This window comes from Roseateles sp. FW301-B2 (assembly GCF_058788955.1).
Map to the genome: position 1 here is coordinate 38,094 of NZ_JBYTBE010000035.1, position 15,364 is coordinate 53,457.

Consider the following 15,364-nt stretch of genomic DNA (forward strand, 5'->3'; position numbering starts at 1 on the left):
CTGGTTGCGGGGCCGTTCAGCGAATGACCTTGCCGATCACCTCGATCAATTTGGCCGGGTCGAAGGGCTTCACCAGCCAGCCCGTCGCACCTGCCGCTCGGCCGGCCTGTTTCATCTGGTCGCTCGACTCGGTGGTCAGGATCAGGATCGGCGTGGTCTTGAACTTGGGGTTGTCGCGCAGTTTCTTGGTGAGGCTGATGCCGTCCATGCGTGGCATGTTCTGGTCGGTGAGCACCAGATCGAAGTCGCGTGTGCCGGACTTTTCCCAGGCGTCCTGCCCGTCCACCGCTTCGACCACGTTGAAACCCGCGTTCTTCAGGGTGAAGGAGACCATCTGGCGCATCGAGGCCGAATCGTCCACAGCAAGAATTGAATGCATCGCTTTCTCTCCGGATAACAGGCTGTTTTCGGTTGTACTTGAAAATTCTTTAGAACAATTCGATGGAACCCGCGTCCATCTCGTCCTGCGTGACGGGGTTGGGCCGCAGCGGCGCAATTTCCACCACCGCCTCGCCGTCCTCGTCGTCGCCAAAGGTATCGCGCGCCAACTGGTCGGCGCAGTTGCGCAGGCGCTGGCTGGTATGGGCGATCAGCTGCGTGGCCATGTCCTGGAACTGCAGCGCGGTGATGGCGCCGGCAATGTGTTCCATCACCTTGTGCAGGCTGCCATTGCTCGCGTCGGGGTGCTCGGCCGCCAGGCGCAGCAACTCGTTCACATGGTTGGAGGCGCTGTAGAAATGGGTGGAGAGCGACTCTCCGGCATCGTCCAAGAGGCGCTGCAAGCGCTCCAGATCATGGGTCACCGTCATCAGGTGATCCTGCAGCTCAGCCGCGGCCAGCAAGGGAATGAGCCCTGATTCTGGTGGGACTGGCGATTCATTCATCTGCATCTTGGCTCCGCGGTTGATCTTCCAGGTGCAAGCCCGTGATGAGCGCGCAATTGCTTGCGGCCAGGGCCGCCGCAGCAATTGCTTACATGGCTGGAATCTTCGGCATTTCTTGTTCTCGTGTCGACAGGACAATGAAGTCAAAGCCGGGCTATTTGTTGGAATCGGCTATTTTGTTGCAGCCCCAATACGGGTTAACCCGTCAAGGCGTGTTATTCCGTGCAATCGGTTGGATTTCTCCTGGGAATGTCCGGGCCGGGGCGTCTCGCAAACTTGGCATACTCGCGGCCATGACGATCCCCACCGCCGATCGCCGATTGCGCGTTTTGCATGTAGAAGATTCAGAGCTGGACCACCAGCTGATATTGGCCCAGTTGCGACGGGCCGGGCTGGAGCTTGACGTTGAACGTGTCGATTCGCTGGCCGAAGTTGCCCAAGCGCTGCAGCAGCCTTGGGATGCAATCGTGTCCGACTACAACCTGCCCGGTTTCTCGGGCCTGGTGGTACTGGACCTGCTGAAGGAAAGCCGCAAGCTGATCCCCTTCATCCTGGTCTCGGGCGAGATCGGCGAAGACACCGCGGTGGCCGCGATGCGCACCGGCGCTTCCGACTACCTGCTGAAGAACAATCTCGCGCGGCTGGCGCCGGCGCTGCTGCATGCGATAGAGGCCAACGAGGCACAGCTGGCGCGCGTCGAGGCCGACCGCGAACTGCACAAGTCCAAGCAGCGCCTGCACGAGCTGGCCGGCCATCTGCAGACCAGCGTGGAGATGGAGCGCGCCGCGATCGCGCGCGAGATCCACGACGACGTCGGCGGCTCGCTCACCGCGCTCAAGTTCGACCTCGCCTGGATCGCCCGCCATGCCCAGGACGAGGGCGTGCGCCAGCGCGTGCAATCGGCGCTGGAAACGGTCAGCAATGCCATCGAGGCGAGCCAGCGCATCATGCACAACCTGCGCCCGGCCATCCTCGAGCAAGGCCTGGTGGCGGCGGTGCAGTGGATGGCGGGGCGCTTCGAGCGCCGCACCGGCATCCTCACCTCGGTGCGCACCAGCCAGGAGCAGATCCAGCTGCCCGCCGGTGTGCCGCTGGTGGCCTACCGCACCGCGCAGGAGGCGCTCACCAATGTCTCCAAGCACGCCAATGCCAGCAAGGTCAGCATCGAGCTGAGCATGGACTCCGGCGTGTTGACCCTGGAGGTCAGCGACAACGGCAGCGGCATCGCGCCGGGCGACCTCGCCAAGGCGCGCAGCTTCGGCATCCGCGGTCTGCACGAGCGCGCGGCCACGGTGGGCGGCTGGGTGGACCTGAGCAGCAGCGCGCGCGGCACCAGCCTGATCCTGTCGGTGCCGCTGGAAGCGCCGCGCGCCCAGCAGCTGGACGATGAAGCAAACTCCGAAGCGGAGCATGACCCATCTGCTTGGGGCGGAACATGATCAAGGTAATTCTGTGTGACGACCATGCGCTGATACGGCGCGGCATCCGCGACACGCTCTCGGACGTGGCCGATATCGAGGTCGTCGGCGAGGCCGGCGATTACGGCGAGCTGCGCAGCCTGCTGCGCGATCTCGGCCCCGACCAGCCCTGCGACGTGCTGGTGCTGGACATCAATATGCCGGGCCGCAGCGGCCTCGACGTGCTGCATGTGCTGAAGGACGAGGGCAATCCGCTGCGCGTGCTGATCGTCTCCATGTACCCGGAAGACCAGTACGCGATCCGCGCGCTGCGCGCGGGCGCCTTCGGCTATGTCAACAAGGGCGGCGATCCGCAGCTGCTGGTGCAGGCGGTGCGCACGGTGGCTCAGGGGCGCAAGTACGTGACGCCCGAAATCGCCCAGATGCTGGTGGAGAGCCTCACCGCGCCGGTGACCGAGCAGGCGCACCAGAAACTTTCCGATCGCGAGCTGCAGACCCTGGTGATGATCGCCTCGGGCAAGCGCCTGTCGGACATCGCCGAAGAGCTGATGCTGAGCCCCAAGACCGTGAGCGTCTACCGCGCCCGCGTGCTGGAGAAGCTGGGGCTGGCGAACAACTCCGAGCTCACCGTCTACGCGATCCGCAACGGCCTGGTGCAGAGCTGACGCGCCCGCCCGGCTCAAGTCCGGCGCCGGGGCGCCGATAAAGCGCTTACTCCCTCCACAGGCTGTTGCAGCCCATGCCTCTATCCGCGCCTCACAAGCTGAGCGAGCCCAGCCCTGCCGCGTCGCGCGCGGCCGGGCCGAGCTCGCTGGTGCGGCGGCTCACGCTGCTGAACCTGCTGGTGCTGAGCCTGACCATGCTGCTGACCTTTGCCTTCATTGCCGAGGCCTTCTGGCTGGCCGCGCGCGAGCGCCAGCAGCGTGCGGCCGAGCTCAGCGCCATGCTGCTGGCCAACAACCTGGCGCCCATGATGGCCTTCGAGGACGGCGCAGCGGCGCAGGCCGAGTTGCAGGCCTTCGCCAGGCGCGGCGATCTGCGGCTGGTGCAGGTGCTGCGCACGGACGGCAGCCCCTTCGCCAGCTGGGCGCCGGGGCCGGCGCCGGCGGCTGCGCCGGGCGCGCTGGGCGATGCCGAGCTGGAAGTCTGGGCCGCGGTGCAGCTCAAGGGCGAGAACATCGGCTCGATCCGCCTGCGTGAAAGCCTGCAGCAGCTGCGCCAGTTTGCGTGGCAGATGAGCCTGATGGGCCTGGTGCTGATCCTGCTGGCCATCCTGGTGGCGGCCTGGGTGCTGGGGCGGGTGCAGCGGCGCGCGCTGGCGCCCATCGTCGAGCTCTCGCAGCTGGCCGACCGCGTGGCCCGGCAGCGCGACTACGGCCTGCGCGCGGCGGTGCGCCGGCGCGACGAGGTGGGCCGGCTGGCCGAGCGCTTCAACGCCATGCTCAAGCGCATCGAGGTCTGGCAGGGCGAGCTGAACGAGCAGCTGCACCAGGAGCAGGTGGCGGGCCAGCAGCTGCAGCAGCTGGCGCACCGCGACGCCCTGACCCAGCTGCCGAACCGGCTGTTCTTCCAGTCCGAGCTGCAGCGCCAGGTCGGCCATGCGGTGCAGGCCGGGGAATTGATGGCGCTCATGTTCATCGATCTCGACAACTTCAAGACCGTCAACGACAGCCATGGGCACGAGGCCGGCGATGCGGTGCTGCGCGAGATGGCGCATCGCATGGCCTCGGTGCTGCGCAGCACCGACCTGCTGTGCCGGCTGGGCGGCGACGAATTCGCGCTGCTCCTGCCGGGGCTGGCCGATACCGCCGCGGCCGAGCATCTGGCCGAACGCCTGATCGCCGCGGTGCGCGCACCGCTGCATGTGCAGGAGCAGCTGATGCCGGTGGGCGCGACCGTGGGGCTGGCCTTCTGCCCCCAGGACAGCAGCGACCCGGCCGAGCTGCTCAAGCTCGCCGACCAGGCCATGTACGAGGCCAAGCGCGCCGGCAAGAACACCTATCGCAGGGCAGGACATGTGGATGAATGATCGCGTATCGGTGCCAGGATTGGCCTTGGGCCTGGCGCTGGCGCTGGGCCTCAGCGGGCCGGCGGCCTGGGGCCAGAATGCTGCGGCCGAGGAGCCGCCCAGCCTTGAGGAACTGCTGCGCCAGGGGCTCTCGGAAGTACCGCGCGACATCGAGGTGTCGACCGCGACGCGTTTTGCCCAGGGCGCGACGCGCGCACCGGCGCTCACCCATGTGCTGACGGCGGCCGACATCCAGAGCTATGGCCTGCGCCATATGGCCGACATCCTGCGCCTGCTGCCCGGCCTGCAGGTCAGCAGCAACACCGTCTTCACCTATGTGGGTGCGCGGGGCTTAGGCCGCCCGGGCGACTACAACACCCGCTTGCTGTTTCTGCTGGACGGCCGCCGCATCAACGAGAACGTGCACGACGCCGGCTTCGTCGGCGGCGAGTTCCCGGTCGAGGCCGATCAGATCGAGCGCGTCGAGTTCACGCCCGGGCCGGGTTCGGCGCTGTATGGCAACAACGCCTTCTTCGGCGTCATCAACATCGTCACCAAGCGGGCCGACAAGCTGTCCGGCCTGGAGCTGCGCGCCAGCGCCGCCTCGCACCGCTATGGCGAGCTGCGCGCCAGCACCGGCGGGCGCCTGCACGAGGGTGGGCTGGAGTGGGGCGCCTGGGTGAGCGGCTACGAGCGCCCCGAGCTGGAACTGCCGCCCTATGTGGGCCCGCGCACGGCGCTGCAATACCTGCCCAGGGATTGGGACCGCGGTGGCAAGTTCGGCGCCTATCTCAGCTGGCAAGGCCTGACCCTCAGGCTGGGCCATGTGGAGCGCCTGCGCGGCACGCCCACCGTGCTGGATCGCCTGCCGCAGCTGCAGCTGGACCAGCGCCGCGCCGCGCTGCGCGACAGCTTTGCCTCGGTCGCGCTGGAGCGCACGCTGGGCGAGGACTGGGACCTGTGGCTGAGCCTGTCGACCCAGCGCTTCCTGTTCCGCGACGACGATCCCTACCGCGACGAGCAGGGCCTGCGCCAGCAGTTCCGCAGCGACAACCTGGGGCGCTGGAGCATCGCCGAGGCGCGCCTGGGCACGCAGCGCTGGGCGGGCCATTACCTCAGCCTGGGCGTCGAGTACCAGCATGACGCGCAGCAGCGCATCAGCTATGGCAATGTCGGCGAGCCCGAATGGGGCGCCTTCTGGGGCAATGACCGACGCTGGGGCCTGTTCATCCAGGACGAATGGCGCGTTGCCAGCCAGCACACGCTGGTGCTGGGCCTGCGGCGCGACGATGCGGTGGAGGCCGGCAAGAGCCTCAACCCGCGCGCGGCCTGGGTCTGGGCGCTGCGCGAGGACGCCACGCTGCGCCTGGCCTATGGCAGCGCCTTCCGCGGCGCCAATCTGTACGAGTTCCAGGTGAATGCGCTGTACGAGCGCGAGCAGCCGCGGCGCGAGCGCATCCGCACCCTGGAGCTGTCGCTGGACCATGCGCTCACGCGCCAGTGGCGCTACCAGGTCTCGGTCTACCAGTCGCGCCTGCACGACCTCATCACCGCCAGCGGCGCGCAGGGCATCTTCGAGAACGCCACGCCGGTGCGCAGCCGCGGGCTGGACCTGGCGCTGCAGGGGCAATGGGCCGGCGGGCAGCGCGGCGAGCTGAGCTGGAGCCTGCAGCAGTGCCGCGATGCCGAGGGCCAGCGCCTGAGCAATTCGCCGCGCCAGCTGCTGAAGGCGCGCTGGAGCATGCCGGTGTTGCCGCAGGTTTTGCGCCAGGACCTGCGCCTGGGCCTGCAGGCCCTGGCCCTGAGCCGGCACGACACGCCGGCCCTGCCGCAGCCCGGCTATGCGCTGCTGCACGCCAACCTCTTGTGGCAGCCCGATCACGCCACCGATGTGGCGCTGGGCATCTACAACCTGGCGGACAAGCGCGTGATCGAGCGCGCCGATCCCGGCAGCGGCCCGGGCGAGAAGCAGGAAGGGCGCATGCTGCAGCTGAGCCTGACGCGGCGCTTCGGATCATGAGCCGCCTGCGCATCTTGCTGTGGCTGTGCCTGGCCCTGTATCTGGCCCTGTGCCAGCCGGCGGCGCGCGCGGCGGGCGGCCTGGACGAGGCGCAGATGCGCGCCGCCTTCGTGCACCGCTTTGCCCAGTACACACAATGGCCGCCGCCGCCGCTGCGCGAGTTCACCTATTGCACGGCCGGCATCGAGGGGGATGGCGAGGCCTGGCGCAACCTGCCCAACCGGCCCATGGGCGGGCTGCCGATCCAGATCCTCAACCTGGATTCACCGCAGCAGGTCGGGCAATGCCAGCTGCTGGTGCTGGGCCATAGCGACCGCGCCGAGCTGCGGCGCTGGATGCATGCGCTGGGCGACCTGCCGGTGCTGGTGGTGGGGGCCTCGCCCGAGGCCTACCGCGCCGGCGCCAGCATCGTGCTGATGCTGGAGCCGCAGGGCCTGGCCTTCCGCGTCAACAACACCGAGGCCAAGCGGCGTGGCCTGCTGCTGAGCTCGCAGATGCTGAAGCTGGCGCGCGAGGTGCGATAGCGCTGTCGGCGGGACTCAGGTGAAGGCGGCGAGCAGCCGCTCCATCGCCACCATGAAGGGCGTCTGCATCAGCGGCAGGGTGGCGACCATGCCGATTAGGCCGATGCTCACGGTGAGCGGAAAGCCCACCGAGAACACGCTGATCTGCGGCGCCACGCGTGCGATCACGCCCAGCACCAGGTTGACGAACATCAGCATGGTGATGAGGGGCAGGGCGATCCACAGGCCGATGCGGAAGATCTCGGCGCCCCAGACCTGGGGCTGGGCCACGCGCAGAAAGTGGAAGGGCTCGTCGCCCACCGGAAAGGCCTGGAAGCTCTGCACCATCGCGTTGATGAGCAGCAGGTGGCCGTTGATGGCGATGAAGAGAAAGGCCACCATGCTGCCGAAGAAGCGCGCGCTGGCGGTGCCCTGGCTGCCGGTGGCGGGGTCGAAGAAACCGGCGAAATTCAGCCCCATCTGCAGGCCGATCAGCTCGCCGGCGAACTCCAGCGCGGCGAACACCAGGCGCACCGCGAAACCCATCGACAGCCCGATCAGCAGTTGCTGCGCCACCAGCAGGAGCAGCATGGGCAGGGAATCCAGCGGCGTCAGCGGCATCGGCGGCAGCGAGGGCTGGGCCGCCATCGCCACGAAGATCGAAAGCCCGACGCGCACGCGCATGGGCATATTGCGCTGGCTGAACACCGGCAGGCCGGCGAACAGCGCCAGCGTGCGCACGAAGGGCCACAGCAGCGGATTCAGCCAGGCCAGCAGCTGGGCCTCGGTGAGGCTGAACATATGGGCCTGCCTCAGCCCACGACTTGCGGGATCGTCTGCAGCGTGCGCTGGATGTACTCGACCAGGGTGGTCACCATCCAGGGCCCGGTGATGGCCAGCACCAGCACCGCCGCGAGCACCTTGGGCACGAAGGACAGGGTGGCTTCGTTGATCTGGGTGGCGGCCTGGAAGATGCTCACCACCACGCCCACCGCCAGCACGGTCAGCAGCACCGGCGCGGCCACCAGCATCAGCATGTAGAGGCCTTGCTGGCCGAAAGTGAAGACTTGTTGTGCATCCATGGTGGTCGGAACTTCAGGTGACGAAGGAGGCGGCGAGCGAGCCCAGCAGCAGATTCCAGCCGTCCGCGAGCACGAACAGCATCAGCTTGAAGGGCAGGGCCACCAGCACCGGTGACAGCATCATCATGCCCAGGCTCATCAGCACGCTGCTGACGATCATGTCGATGACGAGGAAGGGGATGAAGATCAGGAAGGCGATCTGGAAGGCGCTCTTGAGCTCGCTGGTGACGAAGGCCGGCACCAGCACCTTGAAGGGCACGGCCTCGGGCTTGACGCCGGCATCCAGCTTGGCCAGGCGGCTGAACAGCGCCATGTCGGCCTGGCGCGTCTGCTTGAGCATGAAGCCGCGCATCGGCACCTCGGCGCGCTTGAGCGCCTCGTCGAAGGCGATGCTGCCGGCCGAGTAGGGCTGCCAGGCCTCGGCATAGACCTTGTCCAGGGTCGGGCTCATCACGAAGAAGGTGAGGAACAGCGACAGCCCCACGATCACCTGGTTGGGCGGCGCGGCCTGGGTGCCGAGCGCCTGGCGCAGCAGCGAGAGCACGATGACGATGCGGGTGAAGCCCGTCATCATCAGCAGCACCGCGGGCAGGAAGCCCAGGGCGGTGAAGAACAACAGGGTCTGGATCGGCACCGAGTAGCTGCCGCCTGCGCCCTGGCCCACCAGCAGGGGCAGGCTGGCGGGTGCTGCGGATTGCGCTAAAGCCGCTCCAGCCAGCGCCGATAAGACCGAGAGGGTCAGGCCTTGCCTGAGCCAGCGTGGGCAGCGAACAAAAAAGTCAGCTCGCATCGCTGGCCCCGTCATGCTTGCCGCCCGCCAAGCGCTGGCGCAGCTGCTCGGCAAACGAGCCGCCGGGCGGTGTGGCGCTCTCGGGCTGCGGCGGCATCACATGCAGGGTGCTGATCTGCTGGCCGGTCACGCCCAGCACCAGCCAGCGCCGGTCCTCGCCCTGGCCGACCTCGATGGTGACGATTTTCTGATTCGGCGCCAGCGGCAGCACGGCGACGGTACGCATCTGGCCTTGGCTCAGCGCTGCGCCCATCGGGCTTCGCTTGAGCAGCCAGAGCGCCACCGGGATCATGGCCAGGATGGCCAGAAACCAGAGGAAGGGCAGGAATTGATTGTTCATGGCCCCCCGATTCTGCGAGCGCAGTGGCGGGCTGGGTCAAATGAAAAAGAGGCCTTGCTGGCCTCTTCAAGGGGGACTCAGGCCTTCGACAGCCGTCGCATGCGCTCCGAGGGGGTGACGATGTCGGTCAGGCGGATACCGAATTTGTCGTTCACCACCACCACCTCGCCCTGGGCGATCAGGTAGCCGTTCACCAGCACGTCCATGGGCTCGCCGGCCAGCGCGTCGAGCTCGACCACCGAGCCCTGGGCCAGTTGCAGGATGTTCTTGATCGGGATGCGCGTGCGCCCCAGTTCCACCGTCAGCTGGACCGGGATGTCCAGGATCATGTTGATGTCGCTGCCCGGCATATTGCCCGGGGTGGGCGAGAAATTGGTGAAGCTGGCCGGCGCCACCTGCTCGGGCGCGGCCTGCACCTCGTCGGCGATCTCGGGCTGCTTGGCCTCGGCAAGTGCGGCGGCCCATTCGGCCGCCATCGCGTCTTGTTCGTCCTGGCTCGGGCTATCAGGTGGCATTGCGCGCTCCCAGCCAACCGGTCTCGGGGCCGGTCAGCATTTGTTCAATCTTGATGGCGTATTTGTTGTTGGAGGTGCCGTAATGGCAGTCGAACACCGGCACGCCATCGACCTTGGCCTTGATCATCTGCTCCAGGTCGAGCTCGATGAAGTCGCCCGGCTTGAAGGACAGCAGCTGCTCCACCGTGGCCGGCGCGGTGCCGAGCTCGGCCACCAGCTCGACCTCGGCCGACTGGATCTGGTGCTTGAGCAGATTCACCCAGCGGCGGTCCGGCTCGGTGGAGTCGCCCTGCGTGGTCGAGTACAGCACGTCGCGGATCGGCTCCAGCGTGGAGTAGGGGATGCAGAAGTAGACCGTGCCGCTGGTCTCGCCGATCTCCAGCGTGAACGAGGTCGAGACCACGATCTCGCTGGGCGTGGCGATATTGGCGAACTGCGGCTGCATCTCCGAGCGCTGGTATTCCAGCTCCAGGGGGTAGATGCCCTTCCAGGCCTTCTGGTATTCGGTGGTGATCACCTCCACCAGGCGCGTGATGACGCGCTGCTCGGTGGGCGAGAAATCGCGGCCCTCGATGCGTGCATGGAACTTGCCGATGCCGCCGAACAGCGAATCGATCACCGCGAACACGAGCGTCGGGTCGCAGACGATCAGCCCCGAGCCGCGCAGCGGCTTGACCGAGACGATGTTGAAGTTCGTCGGCACGACGATCTCGCGCAGGAAGGCGCTGTACTTCTGCACCTTGATGCCGCCGATCGCGACTTCCGGGCTCTTGCGGATGAAGTTGAACAGGCCGATGCGGATGTTGCGGGCAAAACGCTCGTTGATGATCTCCATCGTGGGCATGCGCCCACGCACGATGCGTTCCTGGCTGGCCAGGTTGTAGTCGCGGATGCCCCCTTGCTGGACCTCCTCGGCTTCGAGCTTCTGGCTCTCACCGGTGATGCCCTGCAGCAGTGCATCAACTTCGTCTTGCGAGAGTATTTGCTGGTTCATGGCGCGTCAGCAGATGGGTGCCGCCTCATTGAACGATGAAGGTCGAGAACAGGACCTGGGTCACCGGGCTGTCGACCTTGGCCTTCTTCTTTTTCTTCGGCTTCGCCTTGCCACCGGACGTATCTTCCTCTTCGTCCGGGTCCAGCTCAATCCCCATCGGGCGCACCGACTCGCGCATGATGTCCTTGGCCAGCTGCTCCTTGCCTTCGCGCGTGAGCAGTTCGGCCGAGGTCTTGTGCGCCAGCACCATCAGGATGTTGCTGCGGATGGCAGGCAGGTAGGCCTTGATGGTGTCGGCCGTCTTCGGGTCCGGCACCTCCAGGCTGATGCCGATCTGGGCGAAGCGGTCCACCTCCTTGTCGGCCAGGTTCACCGTGAAGGGGTCCAGCGGCACATAGGTGGGCGGCGTGCCGGGCTTGGGCTTGGCATGGCTGGTGGTTTCGGCCGTGGGTTCGGCGTCGGCACCTTCCTCGTCGCTGGCATGCTGCTTCTTCTTCATCAGCAACAGTGCGGCGCCCCCGCCCAGCACCACCACCAGCAGGACGGCGGCGATGATGATGACGAGCTTTTTCTTGCCGCCACCCTTGGGTGCGGCATCGGCTGCGGCGGGCGCTGTGGCCATGAGGACTCCTTAGACGGACAGACCCGGCGGCGCGCGGTACGCACCCGGACGGGCCCAGTTCGCCCCATTATCAAAAAATGCGCTCCCGGCCATGCTGCGATAAGGCAGGCAAAGCGCTGGGACTTTCGGCCCGCTGCGCATGGCGCGCTCAGGCGTAGGTGTCGAGCACGCCGCGCGCGACGGCAGCGCGGCGCGGTGCTGCCGGCAGGGGCTCAGGCTCGCCCATGCCGCTGTTCAGATGGCCGCGCGCCTGGCCACGCGCCTGCGCGGCGGCGTCGGCCTGCTGTTGCTGGCGCGTGCCGGCGTCCTGCTGGAACACGCCGCCACCGCTCAGCGTGAGGCCGTTCTCGCGCAGCGCCGCCGCCAGGTCGGGCAGGCTGCGCTCGAGCACGGCGCGCGTCTCCGCCTGGTCGCTGTGGAAGGAGATCTGGGCCTGCTGGCCGTCGAGCACGATCTGCACCGCCACCGGGCCCATCTCGGCCGGGTTCAGCAGCAGCTGGGCGCTCTGCACGCCCTCGCTGGCCAGCAGGCTCAGCTGCGCACCCATCGCGGGCGCGAAGCCGGGGCTGTGCAGCTCCTGCCGGATCGGCAGCATGCGGGTGTCGGCGGCCGCGCCGCCGGGGCTGGCCGCGGCGTTGGCCTGGGTCTGGCTGGCCTGACCCAGCATCTGCTGGAAGCTGAGCGCGCCATGGCCTTCGGTGTCCGCTGGCTTGAGCGGCGCGGCCGAGGCCTCGGCGCCGGCGGCCTGCAGGCCCGCAAGTTCGGGTCGCGCGAGCGGGTTGGCCGGGCCGGCCGCCGTGGCCGCGCTCTGGGCCGCAGCCGGGTCCGCGCCGGCGGTGGCCGCGTCGGCAGCGGCCAGCTCTGGCGCGCCCGGGCGAGCGTGCGCGTGTTCGATCCGGTGTTCGCCGCCGCTCACGGCGCCTTCCTCGGAACCGGCAGCGGTGGGCTCGTCGGACTCGGGCCGGCGCGTGGCGGCCTGCAACTGGGCAGCGAGCTGCTCGGCGCTGAGTTGGGGCAGGGCCGCGGCAGCGGCCTGCGGCGGCTGTGCGCCGGCCGCGATGGCGGCGCCTGACTGGTCTTCGCCGTCCGCCTCGGCCTTGTCGGTGCCCGCCTCATCGCCCAGCTCGGTGGGGTCGGTGCAGCGGGCATCCATGGCCACGTCGGCGGCGTCCGCCTGGGCGCGCTGGCCCGCCTCGGCAGTGTTCGTGTCGGGCGCCTGCTTGGCGGCTGCATGCTTGGTGCTCGCGCGCGCCTTGCTCTCGGCGGCCGGTGCGGTGGCGTCCTCGGCGTTACGGTCCTGCGTGTGCTCGGCGTCCGGGCCCTGTTGGCGCGTGGCGCCGGGCTTGGGCGCAGCCGGCTTGGCAGCGGTGGCACTCGGCGCGGGCGCCGGAGCAGGTGCGGATGCCGGCGCGGGTGCAGGGCTGGCCGCCTTGGGCGGCGCGGCGGGCGTTTGCTCGCGGCTGCTCTTGAACAAGGTGGCGAAGCTGGCGCCCAGCTCCGTGCCCACGCTGCGCTGCTTGCCTGCGGCGCTGCCCGGCAAGAGATTGGTGAGCGTGTTGCTCAGCGCGGCGGACTTGTTCGTGTGCATGGGAATCTCTCGCTGGCTCGTGCTGGCCGGTTCAGGCGCTCACGCGGGCGTAGGCGCCAAAGCCGGCCAGGGCGGCACGTGCCGCCTGTTCGTCGGTGGCTTTCTGTTCCTGGCGCAGGGCGACGCGCAGGCCTTCCTGGCGCCGGCGTTCGATCAGCTTGCGGATCGAGGCCACGCGCAGCTCGCAATCGGCGAGGCGGTTGCGCGCCAGCTCCTGGCGCTGTTCGGCGTAGCTGCTGACCTGGTCCTGCTGGTTGATCGCCTGGTCCAGGCGCAGGCCGAAGGTCTGGTAGCAGCCCAGGATGTCGACCGTGGTGCGCTGGGCAAAGGTCTGGGTCCAGCGCTGCTGGTAATCGTTGCGGTACTGCGCCAGCTGGCCATGCTGGTTGCGCGCCTGCTCGGCCTGGTTCTGGGCATCGCGCAGGGCACGCAAGGCCTCGTCGCGCTCGGAAACGGCGCGGTCCAGCAGCAGGGTCAGGGCTTGAAGATTGCTCGTGCTCATAAGGTTCCCCCAGTTTCTGGTTTATCGGCAGCTGGGGGTCCGGGGATAAGGGCTGGAAAAGCCCGCGCTTTTCCAGACCCTAGGCTTCGTGAACCACCGCACGCAGATGGGTGATGCTCTGGTTCAGGGCGGCCGGGGTGTGCATGTCCTGCTGCAGCAGCTGCAGCATCTCGGGGTGCAGGCGCACCGCCAGGTCGAGCTCGTGGTCGTGGCCGGGCACATAGGCGCCCAGCTGGATCAGATCGCGCGCCTTGTTGTATTTGGCGAGCAGCTGGCGGAAGCGCCGCGCCGCTTCCACATGGGACTTGTCGGCCACATTGGTCATCACGCGCGAGATCGAGCGCTCGATGTCGATGGCGGGGTAATGGCCGGCCTCGGCGAGTTCGCGCGAGAGCACGATGTGGCCGTCCAGGATGCCGCGCGCGGCGTCGGCGATCGGGTCCTGCTGGTCGTCGCCCTCCGACAGCACGGTGTAAAAGGCGGTGATCGAGCCCTCGCCATGCAGGCCGTTGCCGCTGCGCTCCACCAGCTGCGGCAGCTTGGCGAAACAGGAGGGCGGATAGCCCTTGGTGGCGGGCGGCTCGCCGATCGCCAGCGCGATCTCGCGCTGCGCCATCGCGTAGCGGGTCAGCGAGTCCATCAGCAGCAGCACATGCAGGCCTTGATCGCGGAAATGCTCGGCGATCGCGGTGGCATAGGTGGCGCCCTGCATGCGCACCAGCGGCGGCGCATCGGCGGGCGCGGCCACCACCACCGAGCGGGCCAGGCCCTCCTCGCCGATGATGTCCTCGATGAATTCCTTGACCTCGCGGCCGCGTTCGCCGATCAGGCCCACCACGATCACGTCGGCCTGGGTGTAGCGCGCCATCATGCCCAGCAGCACCGACTTGCCCACGCCGGTGCCGGCGAACAGGCCCAGGCGCTGGCCGCGGCCCACCGTGAGCATGGCGTTGATGGAGCGCACGCCGGTGTCCAGCGGGGTGCGCACCGGGTCGCGGTCCATCGCGTTGATGGGGCGGCGCACCATCGGTTCGGGGCGCACGTTTTCCAGCGGCCCGCGCCGATCGAGCGGATGGCCATGCGAGTCGACCACCCGGCCCAGCAGGCCCTCGCCCATCGGCAGGTGCAGGCCGCGGTCCTCGTCGCGCCGCCAGGGGTGGCGCTCCTCGCCCAGCACCGGCCCGTGCAGGGCGGCGGGGCGCGGCACCACCATGGCGCCGCTGGAGAGGCCCTGCACCTCGTCGGTGGGCATCAGGTAGGCGCGGTCGCCCGAGAAGCCCACCACCTCGGCATTCACCGGCCGCTCGCCGCGGCGCGGGTTGCTGCTCGAGCTGGGCATGTGGATCTGGCACACCGAGCCCACCGGCACCTTCACGCCGGTGGCTTCCAGCACCAGGCCGGCCACGCGCACCAGCTTGCCTTGCGATTCCAGCGGCACGGGGGTGGCGGCAAAGGCCTGCAGGTCTTCCAGGTACTGGCCCCAGCGCTGGCCACGCTCCGGGTTCATGGCGCCTCGCCCGTGTCGCTGAGCGGCTCGCCGTCGCTGCCGCGGCGGTCTTCCCACAGCGAGGCCTGGCCCAGTGCGGCCATCACCTGCTGCCAGCGCAGCGCCAGCGTGGCGTCGACGCTGCTGATGTCGGAATCGACCCTGACGCCGCCGCGCGGCAGGCTGGGGTCGGGCAGCACCTGGGCCTCGCGGGCGCGCAGCTCCTCGCCGGCGCCTTCCAGCACCAGGGGCAGGTCGGCCGGGTTGACGCGCACGCGCACATGGCGGGCCGAGACCAGCAAGGCCTCCACCGCGTCGTGCGCCACCTTGGCAATGTGTTCGGGGCGCTGCGTGATCTCGCTGCGCACCACCTGGCGCGCCAGCTCCATCGCGCAGCGCGTCATGGCCTGGGCCATCTCATGCTCGAGGGCCTGGAAATCCTCGTCGAAGCTCCTCACCAGGGCGCCGATCTGGGCGCTCATCTGCTGGGCAAAACTGTGCTTGAAGGCATCCAGCGCGGCCATGCCGTCGCGGTAGCCGTCCTGGTAGCCGGATTGGCGCGCCGCATGCACCAGCTCGTCGGTGGTGGGTTCGGGCGGCGGGGGCGGTGGC

18 protein-coding genes are annotated in these 15,364 nt (G+C 68.4%); 5 read left to right on the forward strand and 13 right to left on the reverse strand.

Features of this window, described 5'->3' with window-relative positions:
* Nucleotides 1-16: 16 nt before the first annotated feature.
* Together AC3WQY_RS20085 and AC3WQY_RS20090 are read right to left on the reverse strand one after the other, a co-directional pair.
* Complete coding sequence (locus AC3WQY_RS20085) at nucleotides 17-379, reverse strand: response regulator (protein ID WP_285231347.1); 363 nt, start codon at nucleotides 377-379, stop codon at nucleotides 17-19.
* A gap of 49 nt (nucleotides 380-428) precedes the next feature.
* Nucleotides 429-890: a hypothetical protein gene (locus AC3WQY_RS20090; RefSeq protein ID WP_425334611.1), complete on the reverse strand. Its 462-nt coding sequence runs from the start codon at nucleotides 888-890 to the stop codon at nucleotides 429-431.
* Nucleotides 891-1,177: 287 nt separating this feature from the next.
* Here AC3WQY_RS20090 and AC3WQY_RS20095 point away from each other — a divergent pair, with 287 nt between their 5' ends.
* The 5 genes from AC3WQY_RS20095 to AC3WQY_RS20115 all read left to right on the forward strand — a co-directional run bounded on the left by AC3WQY_RS20095 (nucleotide 1,178) and on the right by AC3WQY_RS20115 (nucleotide 6,854).
* On the forward strand, nucleotides 1,178-2,323 hold the full coding sequence (locus AC3WQY_RS20095) for a hybrid sensor histidine kinase/response regulator (RefSeq protein WP_285231349.1): 1,146 nt from the start codon (nucleotides 1,178-1,180) through the stop codon (nucleotides 2,321-2,323).
* The gene (locus AC3WQY_RS20100; RefSeq protein ID WP_285231350.1) at nucleotides 2,320-2,967 is read left to right on the forward strand and encodes a response regulator; all 648 of its coding nucleotides are present in this window, start codon (nucleotides 2,320-2,322) and stop codon (nucleotides 2,965-2,967) included. The genes AC3WQY_RS20095 and AC3WQY_RS20100 overlap by 4 nt, the downstream gene beginning before the upstream one ends.
* 74 nt (nucleotides 2,968-3,041) lie before the next feature.
* On the forward strand, nucleotides 3,042-4,331 hold the full coding sequence (locus AC3WQY_RS20105; RefSeq protein ID WP_492710311.1) for a diguanylate cyclase domain-containing protein: 1,290 nt from the start codon (nucleotides 3,042-3,044) through the stop codon (nucleotides 4,329-4,331).
* Nucleotides 4,324-6,330, forward strand: coding sequence for a TonB-dependent receptor plug domain-containing protein (locus AC3WQY_RS20110; protein WP_492710313.1), 2,007 nt, complete (start codon nucleotides 4,324-4,326; stop codon nucleotides 6,328-6,330). Before AC3WQY_RS20105 ends, AC3WQY_RS20110 begins: the two co-directional genes overlap by 8 nt.
* Nucleotides 6,327-6,854 carry a YfiR family protein gene (locus tag AC3WQY_RS20115; protein ID WP_285231353.1) on the forward strand — a complete coding sequence of 176 codons (528 nt, stop codon included), beginning with the start codon at nucleotides 6,327-6,329 and terminating at the stop codon, nucleotides 6,852-6,854. Before AC3WQY_RS20110 ends, AC3WQY_RS20115 begins: the two co-directional genes overlap by 4 nt.
* 15 nt (nucleotides 6,855-6,869) lie before the next feature.
* Here the strand turns inward: AC3WQY_RS20115 and fliR are convergent, their stop codons facing one another.
* From fliR to AC3WQY_RS20170, 11 genes are all read right to left on the reverse strand, one after another.
* Nucleotides 6,870-7,634: a flagellar biosynthetic protein FliR gene (gene fliR / locus AC3WQY_RS20120; protein ID WP_285231354.1), complete on the reverse strand. Its 765-nt coding sequence runs from the start codon at nucleotides 7,632-7,634 to the stop codon at nucleotides 6,870-6,872.
* Nucleotides 7,635-7,645: 11 nt separating this feature from the next.
* Complete coding sequence (gene fliQ, locus AC3WQY_RS20125) at nucleotides 7,646-7,915, reverse strand: flagellar biosynthesis protein FliQ (RefSeq protein WP_285231355.1); 270 nt, start codon at nucleotides 7,913-7,915, stop codon at nucleotides 7,646-7,648.
* Between the two features lie 13 nt (nucleotides 7,916-7,928).
* Nucleotides 7,929-8,705, reverse strand: a complete 777-nt coding sequence (fliP, locus tag AC3WQY_RS20130; protein WP_285231356.1) for a flagellar type III secretion system pore protein FliP — start codon at nucleotides 8,703-8,705, stop codon at nucleotides 7,929-7,931.
* Nucleotides 8,695-9,045, reverse strand: a complete 351-nt coding sequence (locus tag AC3WQY_RS20135; protein WP_285231357.1) for a FliO/MopB family protein — start codon at nucleotides 9,043-9,045, stop codon at nucleotides 8,695-8,697. The genes fliP and AC3WQY_RS20135 overlap by 11 nt, the downstream gene beginning before the upstream one ends.
* Nucleotides 9,046-9,122: 77 nt before the next feature.
* Entirely contained in the window at nucleotides 9,123-9,560 is a 438-nt protein-coding gene (fliN, locus tag AC3WQY_RS20140; RefSeq protein WP_285231358.1) for a flagellar motor switch protein FliN, read from the reverse strand.
* On the reverse strand, nucleotides 9,550-10,554 hold the full coding sequence (gene fliM, locus AC3WQY_RS20145) for a flagellar motor switch protein FliM (protein ID WP_285231359.1): 1,005 nt from the start codon (nucleotides 10,552-10,554) through the stop codon (nucleotides 9,550-9,552). Before fliM ends, fliN begins: the two co-directional genes overlap by 11 nt.
* Before the next feature lie 25 nt (nucleotides 10,555-10,579).
* On the reverse strand, nucleotides 10,580-11,176 hold the full coding sequence (locus AC3WQY_RS20150; protein ID WP_492710316.1) for a flagellar basal body-associated FliL family protein: 597 nt from the start codon (nucleotides 11,174-11,176) through the stop codon (nucleotides 10,580-10,582).
* Between the two features lie 148 nt (nucleotides 11,177-11,324).
* Nucleotides 11,325-12,764: a flagellar hook-length control protein FliK gene (locus AC3WQY_RS20155; protein WP_492710318.1), complete on the reverse strand. Its 1,440-nt coding sequence runs from the start codon at nucleotides 12,762-12,764 to the stop codon at nucleotides 11,325-11,327.
* 31 nt (nucleotides 12,765-12,795) lie between these two features.
* Nucleotides 12,796-13,266 carry a flagellar export protein FliJ gene (fliJ, locus tag AC3WQY_RS20160; RefSeq protein ID WP_285231362.1) on the reverse strand — a complete coding sequence of 157 codons (471 nt, stop codon included), beginning with the start codon at nucleotides 13,264-13,266 and terminating at the stop codon, nucleotides 12,796-12,798.
* Between the two features lie 79 nt (nucleotides 13,267-13,345).
* Nucleotides 13,346-14,773, reverse strand: a complete 1,428-nt coding sequence (gene fliI, locus AC3WQY_RS20165) for a flagellar protein export ATPase FliI (protein WP_492710320.1) — start codon at nucleotides 14,771-14,773, stop codon at nucleotides 13,346-13,348.
* A partial coding sequence (locus AC3WQY_RS20170) for a FliH/SctL family protein (RefSeq protein ID WP_492710321.1) occupies nucleotides 14,770-15,364 on the reverse strand: 595 nt, incomplete at its 5' end. The genes AC3WQY_RS20170 and fliI, both read right to left, overlap by 4 nt.

Coding starts and splice junctions, on each gene's coding strand:
- AC3WQY_RS20155 (WP_492710318.1), bottom strand. CDS start 12,764: ATGCACACGAACAAGTCCGCCGCGCTGAGCAACACGCTCACCAATCTC.
- AC3WQY_RS20105 (WP_492710311.1), top strand. CDS start 3,042: ATGCCTCTATCCGCGCCTCACAAGCTGAGCGAGCCCAGCCCTGCCGCG.
- AC3WQY_RS20115 (WP_285231353.1), top strand. CDS start 6,327: ATGAGCCGCCTGCGCATCTTGCTGTGGCTGTGCCTGGCCCTGTATCTG.
- AC3WQY_RS20090 (WP_425334611.1), bottom strand. CDS start 890: ATGCAGATGAATGAATCGCCAGTCCCACCAGAATCAGGGCTCATTCCC.
- AC3WQY_RS20135 (WP_285231357.1), bottom strand. CDS start 9,045: ATGAACAATCAATTCCTGCCCTTCCTCTGGTTTCTGGCCATCCTGGCC.
- AC3WQY_RS20110 (WP_492710313.1), top strand. CDS start 4,324: ATGAATGATCGCGTATCGGTGCCAGGATTGGCCTTGGGCCTGGCGCTG.
- fliN (WP_285231358.1), bottom strand. CDS start 9,560: ATGCCACCTGATAGCCCGAGCCAGGACGAACAAGACGCGATGGCGGCC.
- fliP (WP_285231356.1), bottom strand. CDS start 8,705: ATGCGAGCTGACTTTTTTGTTCGCTGCCCACGCTGGCTCAGGCAAGGC.
- fliM (WP_285231359.1), bottom strand. CDS start 10,554: ATGAACCAGCAAATACTCTCGCAAGACGAAGTTGATGCACTGCTGCAG.
- fliJ (WP_285231362.1), bottom strand. CDS start 13,266: ATGAGCACGAGCAATCTTCAAGCCCTGACCCTGCTGCTGGACCGCGCC.
- AC3WQY_RS20100 (WP_285231350.1), top strand. CDS start 2,320: ATGATCAAGGTAATTCTGTGTGACGACCATGCGCTGATACGGCGCGGC.
- AC3WQY_RS20085 (WP_285231347.1), bottom strand. CDS start 379: ATGCATTCAATTCTTGCTGTGGACGATTCGGCCTCGATGCGCCAGATG.
- AC3WQY_RS20150 (WP_492710316.1), bottom strand. CDS start 11,176: ATGGCCACAGCGCCCGCCGCAGCCGATGCCGCACCCAAGGGTGGCGGC.
- fliQ (WP_285231355.1), bottom strand. CDS start 7,915: ATGGATGCACAACAAGTCTTCACTTTCGGCCAGCAAGGCCTCTACATG.
- fliR (WP_285231354.1), bottom strand. CDS start 7,634: ATGTTCAGCCTCACCGAGGCCCAGCTGCTGGCCTGGCTGAATCCGCTG.
- AC3WQY_RS20095 (WP_285231349.1), top strand. CDS start 1,178: ATGACGATCCCCACCGCCGATCGCCGATTGCGCGTTTTGCATGTAGAA.
- fliI (WP_492710320.1), bottom strand. CDS start 14,773: ATGAACCCGGAGCGTGGCCAGCGCTGGGGCCAGTACCTGGAAGACCTG.